This window comes from Faecalibacillus faecis (assembly GCF_003024675.1).
Taxonomy (GTDB): Bacteria; Bacillota_I; Bacilli_A; order Erysipelotrichales; family Coprobacillaceae; genus Faecalibacillus; species Faecalibacillus faecis.
On sequence record NZ_PYLP01000005.1, the window covers coordinates 17,321 to 29,609 of the forward strand.

General features: G+C 27.5%; 16 protein-coding genes and 1 tRNA gene. 2 read left to right on the forward strand and 15 right to left on the reverse strand.

Annotated features, from left to right (window positions below):
- Positions 1-122: 122 nt before the first annotated feature.
- Both C7U55_RS05615 and C7U55_RS05620 read right to left on the reverse strand, forming a co-directional pair.
- Positions 123-1,409 carry a DUF2812 domain-containing protein gene (locus tag C7U55_RS05615; RefSeq protein WP_106987731.1) on the reverse strand — a complete coding sequence of 429 codons (1,287 nt, stop codon included), beginning with the start codon at positions 1,407-1,409 and terminating at the stop codon, positions 123-125.
- Positions 1,399-1,719: a PadR family transcriptional regulator gene (locus C7U55_RS05620; protein ID WP_106987732.1), complete on the reverse strand. Its 321-nt coding sequence runs from the start codon at positions 1,717-1,719 to the stop codon at positions 1,399-1,401. The genes C7U55_RS05615 and C7U55_RS05620 overlap by 11 nt, the downstream gene beginning before the upstream one ends.
- Positions 1,720-1,898: 179 nt before the next feature.
- Here C7U55_RS05620 and C7U55_RS05625 point away from each other — a divergent pair, with 179 nt between their 5' ends.
- Positions 1,899-3,062, forward strand: coding sequence for an EAL domain-containing protein (locus tag C7U55_RS05625; RefSeq protein ID WP_106987733.1), 1,164 nt, complete (start codon positions 1,899-1,901; stop codon positions 3,060-3,062).
- Between the two features lie 103 nt (positions 3,063-3,165).
- On the forward strand, positions 3,166-3,693 hold the full coding sequence (locus C7U55_RS05630; protein ID WP_106987734.1) for a GNAT family N-acetyltransferase: 528 nt from the start codon (positions 3,166-3,168) through the stop codon (positions 3,691-3,693).
- A gap of 304 nt (positions 3,694-3,997) precedes the next feature.
- Here C7U55_RS05630 and C7U55_RS05635 read toward each other — a convergent pair whose 3' ends face one another.
- The 13 genes from C7U55_RS05635 to C7U55_RS05690 form a co-directional block, all read right to left on the reverse strand.
- Complete coding sequence (locus C7U55_RS05635; protein ID WP_106987735.1) at positions 3,998-4,675, reverse strand: carboxymuconolactone decarboxylase family protein; 678 nt, start codon at positions 4,673-4,675, stop codon at positions 3,998-4,000.
- Between the two features lie 15 nt (positions 4,676-4,690).
- Positions 4,691-5,146: a flavodoxin gene (locus C7U55_RS05640; protein WP_106987736.1), complete on the reverse strand. Its 456-nt coding sequence runs from the start codon at positions 5,144-5,146 to the stop codon at positions 4,691-4,693.
- Positions 5,147-5,279: 133 nt separating this feature from the next.
- Complete coding sequence (locus C7U55_RS05645; protein ID WP_106987737.1) at positions 5,280-5,627, reverse strand: MerR family transcriptional regulator; 348 nt, start codon at positions 5,625-5,627, stop codon at positions 5,280-5,282.
- Between the two features lie 110 nt (positions 5,628-5,737).
- A complete protein-coding gene (locus C7U55_RS13530) occupies positions 5,738-5,878 on the reverse strand; it encodes a hypothetical protein (protein WP_155522378.1) in 141 nt (46 codons plus the stop codon).
- A 239-nt stretch (positions 5,879-6,117) separates the two neighbouring features.
- Positions 6,118-6,924: an MBL fold metallo-hydrolase gene (locus tag C7U55_RS05650; protein WP_106987738.1), complete on the reverse strand. Its 807-nt coding sequence runs from the start codon at positions 6,922-6,924 to the stop codon at positions 6,118-6,120.
- 160 nt (positions 6,925-7,084) lie between these two features.
- On the reverse strand, positions 7,085-7,477 hold the full coding sequence (locus tag C7U55_RS05655) for a pyridoxamine 5'-phosphate oxidase family protein (RefSeq protein WP_106987739.1): 393 nt from the start codon (positions 7,475-7,477) through the stop codon (positions 7,085-7,087).
- A gap of 63 nt (positions 7,478-7,540) precedes the next feature.
- Positions 7,541-8,524, reverse strand: a complete 984-nt coding sequence (locus tag C7U55_RS05660) for a Gfo/Idh/MocA family protein (RefSeq protein ID WP_106987740.1) — start codon at positions 8,522-8,524, stop codon at positions 7,541-7,543.
- A 238-nt stretch (positions 8,525-8,762) separates the two neighbouring features.
- On the reverse strand, positions 8,763-9,125 hold the full coding sequence (locus C7U55_RS05665) for a hypothetical protein (protein ID WP_106987741.1): 363 nt from the start codon (positions 9,123-9,125) through the stop codon (positions 8,763-8,765).
- Between the two features lie 153 nt (positions 9,126-9,278).
- Positions 9,279-9,355, reverse strand: a tRNA-Arg gene (locus C7U55_RS05670).
- Between the two features lie 42 nt (positions 9,356-9,397).
- Positions 9,398-10,495, reverse strand: coding sequence for an AI-2E family transporter (locus C7U55_RS05675; protein ID WP_162297420.1), 1,098 nt, complete (start codon positions 10,493-10,495; stop codon positions 9,398-9,400).
- Between the two features lie 26 nt (positions 10,496-10,521).
- Positions 10,522-10,704, reverse strand: coding sequence for a hypothetical protein (locus C7U55_RS05680; protein ID WP_106987743.1), 183 nt, complete (start codon positions 10,702-10,704; stop codon positions 10,522-10,524).
- 23 nt (positions 10,705-10,727) lie between these two features.
- Positions 10,728-11,312 carry a phosphatase PAP2 family protein gene (locus C7U55_RS05685; RefSeq protein ID WP_106987744.1) on the reverse strand — a complete coding sequence of 195 codons (585 nt, stop codon included), beginning with the start codon at positions 11,310-11,312 and terminating at the stop codon, positions 10,728-10,730.
- 1 nt (position 11,313) lies between these two features.
- A complete protein-coding gene (locus C7U55_RS05690) occupies positions 11,314-12,285 on the reverse strand; it encodes a glycosyltransferase family 2 protein (RefSeq protein ID WP_048925072.1) in 972 nt (323 codons plus the stop codon).
- Positions 12,286-12,289 lie beyond the last annotated feature (4 nt).

Below are 12,289 nucleotides of genomic sequence, written 5' to 3' on the forward strand. Positions count from 1 at the left end.
GCCCCTCACTTAATAGTGAAGAACTACTACTTACAACCCAACCATTTTTATTTTGCCTATTGGTAACGGTATACTTTCTTTACACTTGAATTTTATCAAGAAAAAATAATAGATTCAATCGTTTATTTTTTTATAAGATTTAGATAATGACTATAAAAATAATCAATATCTTCATCATAAACAACAAGTATATTTTTTTCTTTAATTCCTAATTTATATTGTCCAATTTCAATAACTGTATCAAAATATTTTGAGTGATTACTTTTATATTTCTTTAAAACATTTTGATACGTATCATATTTAACTTCATCACTACTCCATGAACCTTTTTCATCCGTTATCTTATTTATTTCTTCATCACTTGGCATTCTTTCTTCTCTTTCATGTTCAACCACTAATTCTTTAAAGATATTCTTTGAAATAAAAGCATTAGCACATTGATAATATCCTTCATAAGAATAAACAGGTTCATCTACTTCTTGATCGTATCCTATTTTTTGATTAAATGTTGTAATATCAACAAGAAGATTTGAATCTTTTACATCAATCTTTTTGTTTTTTGGTAAAGTTATTGTTACTTCTTGTTTATCTAAATTAGAAAAATCTATTTCTCCATAAAGATTAAAAATACCAACATAAATTACCACTGTCATAATTATAATTATTTTCTTCTTTGCGGTATCTTTTATTAAAGGAATTCTTGTATTTACGATTTTCACATATGTCATAGTAATAATAAGATATCCGCCTATTTTCAATAATGTACTTAAACGATTCATCTTTAATACAAAAAACATGAGAATTGTAAAAACAGCTAAAATAATTGTTACTAATTGCACAATACCATCTAAATATTTAAGTTTTTGATAAGAATACGTTCTTTTCTTTAACGCTCTTCTTTTCACAAAGAGAGATAATGCACCTAAAACACATAGAAAACTACATGCATACAACAATAATGAAGTAAAATACATATCTAAGTTTAAAAGCAACGAACCCCACGTATATCGATAAAGCCATGATAAAAACTTTGTGACGCCATAAAAGAAAATTGCTGAAAAAAGGCAAAAAATAATCATCCATAGTTTAAACAATTTTAATTTTGTTTCACATAAAATATCTTCATCACTCGATAAATCCTCTGCATTTAAATCAAGATTACGATAAATATGCATATCTTGCACACAACAAACATGTTCATACCCTAAATAATTTAATGTTTCTAAATATTCATCCGTTAATGGATTATAATCGACTTGATATTTATAAGTTTGTGGTGTCTTTTCAAACTTAAAAAATGTATTCATAGAAACCAGATTCCATCCTTCTTTAGACATTCTCTCTAAATAAGGAACAAGTATTTCATCATAATATAATCGATTGCGTAAAAATGTATATTTATATTTCATCTTCGTAATCCCTTTTCATAAACAAAATAATTTGTTTTTGCATCCTTTCTTTTTCCGATTCAAGTTTTCTTTTTCCATTATTTGTAATAAGATAAACCTTTCTTTTATTTTCTTCTTTTACTAATTTTATATAACCTTCATTTTCAAATCTTGGCAAAAGTGCATAAAGTGTACCAGCTCCAACTTTTACATCTCCTTCGCTCATTTCATTGACTTTTTCCATAATTTCTAAGCCACAAAGTGGATCATAAAGTGCAAGTAATATATAAAACATTTGTGGTGTCAATGTTTCAAATTCTCTTCTAGCCATTCTCTCACCTCTTTTATTATCGAATATCGATACTTATCTCACTTTCATTATATCGATATTCGATAATAAAAACAATACTTTCTTTTCTTTACTTATTTTTAACCTTTTTATTATTGAATATTGATAGAAACTCTTTTCATATTTCTATATATTCTAAAAAAGAATAGAGGATTAAAAAAATGAAATTAAATGAAAAAAAGATTAGTGATTTCTTTAAGATTATTAATGAAAAGAAAATAAAAAGTGTTTTTCAACCTATTGTTTCCTTAAAAACAGGAGAAATAGTATCTTTCGAAGCCTTAAGTCGTATTACTTTAGAATCATGCCCTATAAATATTGAAGAATTATTCAAGATAGCTAACACGCTTGAACAATCATGGAAGTTAGATCAACTATGTCGTAAATGTGCAATTAAAACAAGTCAACAAATGCCTTTAGGTAAAAAGTTATTTATTAATGTGGATGCTAATATTTTACTTGATCAAGATTTTGTTCAAGGATTCACAAAAGAATATTTAAAGAAATATCATTTAGATTCTAATAATATTGTTTTTGAATTATCTGAAACAACATCTATAGAAGATAAACATTTATTTAAACAAGCTGTTAGACATTATCGCAGCCAAGGTTTTGAAATTGCGATTGATGATGTTGGTTCAGGATATTCTAATTTAAATAGAATCAATCATACACAACCCGAGTATCTAAAGCTTGATCGAGAGCTTATTCAAGATATTCACTTAAATAAAGATAAACATACAATGGTTGAAGTTATGGTAAATTATTGTAAGGAAATGAATTATAAGTTAATTGTTGAAGGAATTGAAACAAAAGAAGAACTTGAATGTTTAATTCAATTAGGGGTTGAATATGGTCAAGGTTATTATTTAAAGAAACCTATTGATAACTTTGAGGATCTTTTACCAGATATCAAGGAAACTATCAAAAAATTATACAAGAAATATAAGAAAACTTTAGACATTCCTACAATAGATTCACTTTGTCATTTCCCTTGTACATTAAAAACTTATCAAAATATAAACAATGCTTATCAACTTTTTGAAGAAAATAATACCACTCAAAGAATTTATATCATCAATGATGAAGGACATTATTTAGGTTATTTAAAAAGAGAGAATATGCTTTGTAATTTAGATGCAGCTGAATCTAATCTTTTTAAAGACTCTCTAATTGTTCCTTCCCATTTACCTATTAAAAATGTTTGTCAACTTTTTCTTGAAAATGAACATTCACGTTTTTATGAAGATATTATTGTTTTAAAGAACCAATGTTTTTATGGTATTGTCACTATTAAAGATTTATTAAAATATTTGATAAAATAGATAATATGCACTTTCCTCTATTAAGTACAACTTAATAGAGGGTTGTACTATATTCTACAAATGTTATAATAATAGAAATATTTTAATAAAAGGAGATTATATTATGTCAATTAAATTAATTAAAGCGTCATATGAATATCAAGATTTAATTGTAGATATGTTGAAGGAGTGGATTGATTATAATAATAATCATCCTGAAGCTAATACTTCTCCAGCTTCTATTTTTAAAAATGATTATCATAATTTTGATTATTATATTAATAGTCTTGATTTAAAAAATCCAAAACCTGGTTTGGTAGAAGATTCAACATTTTTCGCCTTAGATGTAGAAAGAAATAAAATGGTTGGAGCCATCAATATTCGTCATAAACTTAATGATTATTTATTAAATTACGGTGGACATATTGGTGATGGGATAAGACCAAGTGAAAGAAAAAAAGGTTATGCAACTAAAATCATCGGTTTAGCTTTAAAAGAATGTCAAAAGTTAAATATTGATAAAGTACTTCTTGTTTGTGATAAGGATAATATTGGTTCTGCAAAATCAATTAAAAACAATGGTGCTATTTTAGAAAATGAAATTGTTAAAGATGGTAAAACAATTCAAAGATATTGGATAGAAATTAAATAAGGGTTCAGCTAAACCCTTTTTTGTTATAAAATCCTATATTTGTACATAAAGAAATCATTACGTAATAATGATTTCTTTATAACCCCAGGCAACCCAACCAAGATAAGGTTTAATATTCATTTTCGAAACCTTAAAACTTCTTACTTCATACCTCTTTTCATTTGCTCACTTGATAAAGTTTTCAGAGGATATTCGTTGATCATTTACTAGTAAACTTCCTTGTAATACAATAGTTTTCATCGTTTTCCCACCCCTCTATATATGAAAAGTGGTATTGCTTTGCAATACCACAAATATTCAATATTTAATCTTCTACTTTATTAATACAAGCAAGTGCATTTAAGCTACGAGGATATCCCATATATGGAACACATTGTAAAACAACATTTGTAAGGAAAGCTTTATCATTTCCTAAATTTAAGTTTCCTTGAATATGGGCCATAACTTGAGGTTCACATCCACCTTGTCCATATAAGAAACAGAAAGTAATCATTTCTCTTTGTTTTAAATCTAACCCAGTTCTTGTATAGTAATCACCAAAACAGTTAGAAGCTAACCATTTATTGACTGTTGCTTTTTTCCAAGCTTCATTCATATGTTCACCAAAAATATCTACTTGTGCTTGGATTCCTTTTTCTAATCTATTTTCAATTGTCGTTGTTGTTTGTGATTCTAATGGAAGTTCGATTCCTTTTTTATTAAATACTTCATTTGTAACTTTTAAGAATTCTAGCATTCTTCCATATCCTAAATAGTCAGTTGCTTGATAAACCATTTCTTTTACTTGCACAGGCGACAAAACATCTAAAGCTTTTTCAAGAACTTCTTCATAAGCACAAATTCCTTGATTTCCCATTAAAACGGATAAAACAGCTAAATAACGCGTTGGTTCATCTAATTTATTTCCTTCATCATTTTTAACTTCTTCTAAAAAATAATCAAATCTTTCTTTGTATTCTTTATCTGTTGCATATAAATTCATCTTTCTTCTCTCCTTTTATTTAATTTCATTTACCCATTCTTTTACATCACTTGTAGCCTCTTTTGATGCTAACTTTGAAACATACAATCCTTTTACCATTGGAGCACTTGGTTCAAGTACTTGAATTGTTTTTTCAGTATCTGACAATCCACTTTCACCACTTGTACAAAATAGTGCAATTGTTTTGTTAGATAAATCATAATCTTCAAAGAATGTATAAAGAATCATAGGCATCTCTCCCCACCAGTTTGGATACCCTACGTAAATGGTTTCGTATTCATCAATATTTTCAATTTTATTTTTAATCTTTGGTCTTGCTTTTTCTTGTTGTTCCTTTTTCACATCATCAACAACCATATCATAATCATCACTATAAGCAACTTCAGGAACAATCTCAAAGATGTCTGAATTGGTTTGTTTTTGTATTTCCTTGGCAATATTTTGAGTACTTCCAACCCAAGAGAAATAAATAACTAATGATTTTGAATAGACTTCTTTTAAATCTGTTTGTGTTTTGTTTTCTTTTTAGCGGTTGCTTTTTTACTACTGCAAGCACTACAGATAAAAACTAAAATTAAAGGTTACATCAATGTACAAATCTTTTTCATTCCTTATTTTCCCAATCCATCTCATATCTTAAATAATCAATTCTTGATAATTGTTTTTCTTTTAGATGAACTTCATCTAAGATTCCTTTTCTTTTTTTATTTAAAAGCTTTAAACATTCTCTTTCATTTTTTTCCAAAGAAAGTTTCATATATTTTTTTATTTCTTCAACTGTAAAATCTAAATCATATAACATCATAATCAAGTTTAATCTTTCAAAATCTGTTTCATCATATTGCCAAGATCCCATTACTTTTTTAACTTCTTGACACAATCCCCAAATTTCATATTCTTTAAGGATATGAATTGGAATATTATATTTTTTACTTGCTTCTTCAATTGTCATAAGTATCATTCTTTCTTTACAACTTCATTATAATTCACTTTATTTTAAATATCTAATACTTATAATTTATTAATAATGATACCTTTTAGGTATTAAAATAGATGATATTTCTATCCTCTCTTAAAGTATTCTCTTGCACATTTGATAAAAACAGTTGTTGCTGGAAAAAAGAATTGTTCTTTTTTCCAAGCAAGTGGCATTTGTTGATGAAGTGATGATTTTAAAGCTAAAACATAAATCTTTATAACCATAACTTAGCTTGATACCTAAAACAACACTCACTTTGCTTTGTACAAAGAGGGGTTCTACCACGAGAAACATTTCCTGCATCTTTGCATGATATATTGAAAGATAACAAAATCATCTATATAAATTCTAATCGCAAAAAGTTCTTTATGTTTATCATGTTTTTCGCAATTAAACATCAAAATTTAAAACAATCATCATAATTAAAATCTTTAACTTCACTGTAGCTCATGATTTCTACTTCTTAATCAACAACATATTCTTCACCAGGTGCTAAAACAACAACTCTCTCAGGATTAACGACATTGTCTAAAATATCTTGTGGATTTCCATTAAAAGCACTTGCTTCAGGTGCATCAACACTTCCCCAATGAATTAAAACAAGTTTTGTATTTGGATAAGTATTAGCCAGTTTATAAGCATTTTCTAAACCAATGTGCACAGGATTATCCGCAAAGTCAAAGAACATTACATCTGGTGGGTCCATATGTAATTGACAATTCAGCAATTTAGAATCTCCTACATACCAAATCTTTTTTGTTGGTGTTTTTACATAGAAACCACAATATTCACGATCTTCCCATATACGATAATTATATTTTGCGACTTGGTTTTGCCAAGCATGATCAGCAGGTGTAAGTTCAACATCAATATCATTAATTTGAATATGATCTCCAATATCATGTCCAATTCCATCCAAACCACATTCTTCTTTCATTAAAGAAGCAACATAATAAGAAGTATGATATTCTTTACAAACATCCTTTAAATCTCTACACGTTGATCTTGAATAATGATCATTATCTACATGAGATACTAAAATAGCATCCACATGAGGTACATCTTTTACATCAATTGGCATTTCAATCAATAAGGTCATATCAAAGCCTTCTAAAAGGGGATCAATCATAATCACTGTTCCATGATCATTGATCATGGCTCCTCCGCCACCTAACCAATAAACACGGATGTTTCCTTGATCTTCAAAATCTTTTTTTGTCATTGTGACTGTTTTTGGTGTAACTGCTTGTCCTTTTTCATTCTTTAACATCGATATTTCATCCTTTCTTTTATCTAATTTTATTATATTAAATGAAATATTAACAACAATGCATAATCCTCTTTATCTATCCATATATTGACAATTTATCTTATTTGTCTATTTATATAAAAAATACCTATTAAAAGCTTCTTTAATAGGTAACTTATGATTAAAATTTAATAATTTGTGGTTCGTGAGTAAATGATGAAAAAATAGCTGTAGCATTTTCAAAATAGAAAACTTCCGTATTTCCATCATCTGCTTTATACATCTTTTGTAAACTTGGATAAGCATCTAACATAGATTGTCTTGCTTCATTACGATCATCTTCGATTAATTTTCCACTTACTCGTAACCATTCTCCATTTTTAAAAGCACAAATTTCTGCTTTAGGATTTTGATGAAGTTGTTTCGAAATATCTTTGACTTTTCCTGTTTGAATATAAAGCTTTCCTTCAAAAACATGTGCTGTTCCAAAGGGTCTTACTCTTGGTTGATCACCTTCTACTGTTGCTAAATAATAAGTTTCTGCATCTTTTAAAAATTTTAATACTTTATCCATAATGATCCTCCTTTATTTCCTTTATTTTATCACTGCATAAAGAAAAGGACAAAAAATTTGTCCTTACCATTTTTCTCCTGGATATTGCATTTTCCATTCTTTACGAAGTTGACTCATAATATCCATGACATCCTTTGTATACTCTAAATTTAAATGTGAATCATCTTGATTTCTAACAGCTTCTTCCATATCACACATTTCATAATAAAGTGCATTTTCAGTATTTCCTTTTTCAATAACTGTTTGTTTTCCTGTTACAGCATCCACAATCGTTGCTTTTTGTCCGCGAGGAAATTCATAAACTTCAATATACCCTTTTTCTAATGAAATCATAATTCTTTTAGGTTGTTTTGAATGCATTGATAAAGCAATCGTTGCCATTTGTTGATCTTCATTTTTAAGCAAAATCGTTGCTTGTTCATCAGAGCCTGTAGGTGCAAACCTCACTTGACTTACTATTTCATTTGGCTGTTTAGACATAAAGCTACGTACTGCAGAAAGAGCATAAACTCCAATATCTAATAAAGCTCCACCAGCAAGATTCATATTAAAGAAACGATTATTCATATCATATTCTTTAAAACTTCCAAAGTTTACTGTCATGATTTGCATTTTACCAAGTTCACCGCTTTGCATAATTTTCCATAATTCTTTATAGATTGGCATATGCCAAATGGTCATGGCTTCTGCAAGAATTAAATTTTTCTCTTTAGCAAGTGCCATCATTTCATCTAATTCACGACTATTTAACGTAATTGATTTTTCTACGAATAAATGCTTTCCATGTTCTAACGCCTTTTTCATAAATTGATAATGCGTATTATGTGATGTTGCCAAATAAATAATATCAACATTTTCATCATCAAACACTTCATCAATTTCATCATAGACTTTTTTAACACCATACTTCTTTGCAAAATCAATAGCCTTTGTTTGTGTTCTATTGGCAACTCCATAAAGTGTTTTACCCATCTTTTGTAAAGCTTGTGCCATTTCGTTAGCAATCACACCTGTTCCTATGACTGTCCAGTTCAATTCTTTTTCCATACAAATCCCCCTTGTGACTTTATTTTATCATATTTGTGTATAAATAAAATCAACAAATGTCATATTATTTCATGTTCTCATTACAGAACAAAAGCTTTTGAATAACATTTTGTGTTCTGATATCAGAACACAAACATAAACGTTAGGAGTTTTGTTCTAATACTAGAACAAAAAAGATTGTAGATACTGTCCTACAATCTTTTTTTGCATCAAATCTTAATGAATATCATATCCTCTTTTATATGTACAAAAAAATTATTCTTAATCCAAATAAAAATAAAAATATTCCTAAAATCATATAAGAAATAACATATTCTTCATCTTCATAAACAATATGCAATCTTTCATCATAATAAAAGAAATCAATATCTCCTACTTCTTTTTTATAATCATGTCCTTTGGTTTTATATTTTACATTCGTTCCTTGATGAATAGATTGATAACAATATATATACGTAATTTCATGAACACTAACAGGTGATTTATATACAGATGTTAATTCCATAGTAATCATTTTAAAATTATCTTTGAAAATAAAATAGTTTAACCCCTTCAATATATTAAATGCACCCTTTATAGTAAATAAAAAACCTATTATCATATTCAACCTCATCTATTGTAATTAATTGAACTATTTAAACAATCATCTACATGACACATTTCTTTCTATCACCTTTTATTTATTATTTTCACTTCTATTGCCAAATTTCAATTAATAAAAAAGTCTTAGAAAATCAAGACTTTTTAATCATATTGGCGTCCTCGAGGTGATTCGAACACCCGATCTATCGCTTAGGAGGCGATTGCATTATCCAGCTATGCTACGAGGACAAAGCCTCTATTATCCTAACAAATATTTATTTAAAATACAATCTATGTATCTAATTCTTTCATTTTATTACGAAAGTCAATGATATCATTAAAAAGCATACGAATGACACAAATCATTGGTACTCCAATGAACATTCCAATAAAGCCAAAGAAATGTCCAAAGACGGTAATAGAAAGTAAAACCCAAAATGGTGAAATACCAACAACATCTCCTAAAATCTTTGGTCCTAAGAATAAACCATCAAATTGTTGTAAAGCAAAGACAAAAACTAAGACTGCTAAAGCATGGAATAAATCTCCTGTCATCAAGGCTACAAGAACAGCAGGAAACCCACCGATAAATGGTCCAAAGTAAGGAATCATATTCGTAATCAAAATAAAGGCAGCAAGAATTGGGAAGAATTTTACTTTTAAAATAGCGAGTCCAATAAATGCGATAATTCCAATAATTAACGAATCTAAGAATTTTCCATAAATAAATTGTCCAAAGATTTGATGTGAGCGTACTGCATAATCATGAATAAGTTGTATTTTTTCTTTTGACATAAAAAGTGAACATAAGCGATCAAAGATACTTACAAGCCTTTTTGCTTCAATTAAAACATAAGGTGTAAAAATCAAACCTAAAACAGCTGTAATAATCGTACTTCCTGCTTTAAAAAGAGTCCCAAGTGTCGTAATAGGATCAATAGCTTCAATTGAATTAACATATTTAACAACCATTTCATCTATCTTAATAATAACTTCACTGGCAAGATTACTTCCTAAATAAGTTTCCAATGTTTTTTCAAAGTTTTTAATATACAAGGTTAAATTATCCGCAATATTGACAACATAATTGACAAGTGCTGGAATGATTGCAATCATTAAAACAACAATAATTAAAACAAAGACAACAAAAACAAAAATAGAAGAAATTGTATGACTATATTTAATAAGCTTTTTATTTTGAAAAGAGTCTAAAAACATTTCAAATTTATAAACCAATGGTTGTAAAAAATAAGCAAGTATTGCTCCTACAATCAAAGGAATAAAAGCTGATAAAATATTGGAAAATAATGAAATATCAAATGTTTTATAAATAAAAATAATAACACACGCACACAAAATAATTCCTACATAATTCTTTACTGTCCTCATTTTAAACCACCTCAAACTTTTTTCCATTATATCACATTCTCTATATTTTTACGATGCTTATTCCAACTTCTTAATAATCTTCTTATATAATAAATACTCATTTTTTCATAAACTTCTTGAGTCTTTAAATCTACTAAACAATAATCTTGTTCATATTTTATAATGGTCAAACCATAATGATATAAACTACTAATGATATCAATATCCAATAAAAAAACCTCCTTTACACATTCTATGTATAAAGTGAGGTATTATAATAAATAAATAATAAATAGCTTAAAGACAACAAAAAGCCACCTATAACATCAGAAAAATAATGTACACCTAAATAGATACGACTTAATCCTATTAAAAAAATCATCATCATTAAAAATATTTCTATTACTTTTTTATATTTTAGAGAGCTTTTTTGAACTTCAAGAACTAATAATCCATAACCAATCATTGCTGACATACTATGACCACTTGGGAAACTATAGTTTGTTTCTTTAACTAAATGATATATTTGAGGTGGTCTTGGTCTTTTAACCAAAGCTTTAATTATACGATTCATTCCTTGAATAATTAACAAGTGAATTCCTACCCAAATATCTTTTTTATTTTTTAGAATCACTAAAGTTAAAACAAGAATTACATAAAACCAAGTACTTCCAAGGGTTGAACAAAGTGTAAAAAAGGATGTCATCAAATCACATTTTAAATTTTGAACCAAATGATAAATGAACCAATCTATTGGTTGAATGACTTGATATTTAATCAAAAAGTAATCAATGATAAATAAACAAAGAGGAATCATAAATAAAAATTTCTTTTTCATCTTATTCTTCTATTTCTAATTGATAAACTTTTTCAAAGACTTTAATAAGCATACCATAAAGCTTTTCATTACTACTACTAATTAAAAAACCATAAACACGCTTTGTGAGTGCTTTATATAATTTAGGATCATTGAATCCTAAATGTGCATTTAAAAGTTCAATTTGTTCCTTTTGATTTGATCTTAATAACAAATAAACAGTAATAACATATACCTTAGATAAATATTCAATAACATAACTTCTTTGTCTTCGGCTCTTTAAAGAATAAACATCATATAAATCCCATAAGCTTTTCATTAAATCAACATAACTATTTGATTTAGAAATATGAATTTTTCGACGTGTTCCATAACAATGGAAAGGAACATTTAAATAATACATTGATTTAATATAAGGAATTGTTCCATAAACTGTTAATTCATTATAAAAAATATTTTCTTCATCTGTATTTATCTTTTTTAAAGTACTTGTTTTAATAATGACTGAACCTAAATCAATTTGAAAATGTTTATGAAATGCTTTAATATTATGCCATTCAAAAATTGTTTCCATTGGAAAAACATTTTTATAAGAGACACGTTTTTCTTTTTCTTGGGGAATAACATATTTATAATCAGTAACAAGCACATCTAAATTAGCTTGAATTCGAATAAAGTCACGAATCGTTTCAATAACACTTACGAGTGAAGGTTGATCTAAATAATCAAAGCATTGAAGTATTTTGAAATAAAGGCCCTCACTATGTTCTAGAGCTATTTTTAAAAAAGGAACATCTTCCCTTGTTGTAATAACTTTTACAGTTTCAGGATAAGCTTCTTCATATTCTTTAGCTACTTGTAATGTTTCGTCATGTGAATGACGATCGACAATTAATACTTCTACTTCATCTTTCATTAAAAGACATGAATTAATGGCTTTATGCATTTCCATGATTGAGTTATAACAAGGTATACATACTGTTAATAATTTCATAATT

Bases quoted from the DNA above. Each gene is read 5' to 3' on its own strand.
- C7U55_RS05655 (WP_106987739.1), bottom strand. From the start codon at position 7,477: ATGGATAAAGTATTAAAATTTTTAAAAGATGCAGAAACTTATTATTTA.
- C7U55_RS05660 (WP_106987740.1), bottom strand. From the start codon at position 8,524: ATGGAAAAAGAATTGAACTGGACAGTCATAGGAACAGGTGTGATTGCT.
- C7U55_RS05690 (WP_048925072.1), bottom strand. From the start codon at position 12,285: ATGAAATTATTAACAGTATGTATACCTTGTTATAACTCAATCATGGAA.
- C7U55_RS05650 (WP_106987738.1), bottom strand. From the start codon at position 6,924: ATGTTAAAGAATGAAAAAGGACAAGCAGTTACACCAAAAACAGTCACA.
- C7U55_RS05625 (WP_106987733.1), top strand. From the start codon at position 1,899: ATGAAATTAAATGAAAAAAAGATTAGTGATTTCTTTAAGATTATTAAT.
- C7U55_RS05645 (WP_106987737.1), bottom strand. From the start codon at position 5,627: ATGACAATTGAAGAAGCAAGTAAAAAATATAATATTCCAATTCATATC.
- C7U55_RS05665 (WP_106987741.1), bottom strand. From the start codon at position 9,125: ATGATAATAGGTTTTTTATTTACTATAAAGGGTGCATTTAATATATTG.
- C7U55_RS05675 (WP_162297420.1), bottom strand. From the start codon at position 10,495: ATGAGGACAGTAAAGAATTATGTAGGAATTATTTTGTGTGCGTGTGTT.
- C7U55_RS05620 (WP_106987732.1), bottom strand. From the start codon at position 1,719: ATGGCTAGAAGAGAATTTGAAACATTGACACCACAAATGTTTTATATA.
- C7U55_RS05630 (WP_106987734.1), top strand. From the start codon at position 3,166: ATGTCAATTAAATTAATTAAAGCGTCATATGAATATCAAGATTTAATT.
- C7U55_RS05635 (WP_106987735.1), bottom strand. From the start codon at position 4,675: ATGAATTTATATGCAACAGATAAAGAATACAAAGAAAGATTTGATTAT.
- C7U55_RS05685 (WP_106987744.1), bottom strand. From the start codon at position 11,312: ATGAAAAAGAAATTTTTATTTATGATTCCTCTTTGTTTATTTATCATT.
- C7U55_RS13530 (WP_155522378.1), bottom strand. From the start codon at position 5,878: ATGGTTATAAAGATTTATGTTTTAGCTTTAAAATCATCACTTCATCAA.
- C7U55_RS05615 (WP_106987731.1), bottom strand. From the start codon at position 1,409: ATGAAATATAAATATACATTTTTACGCAATCGATTATATTATGATGAA.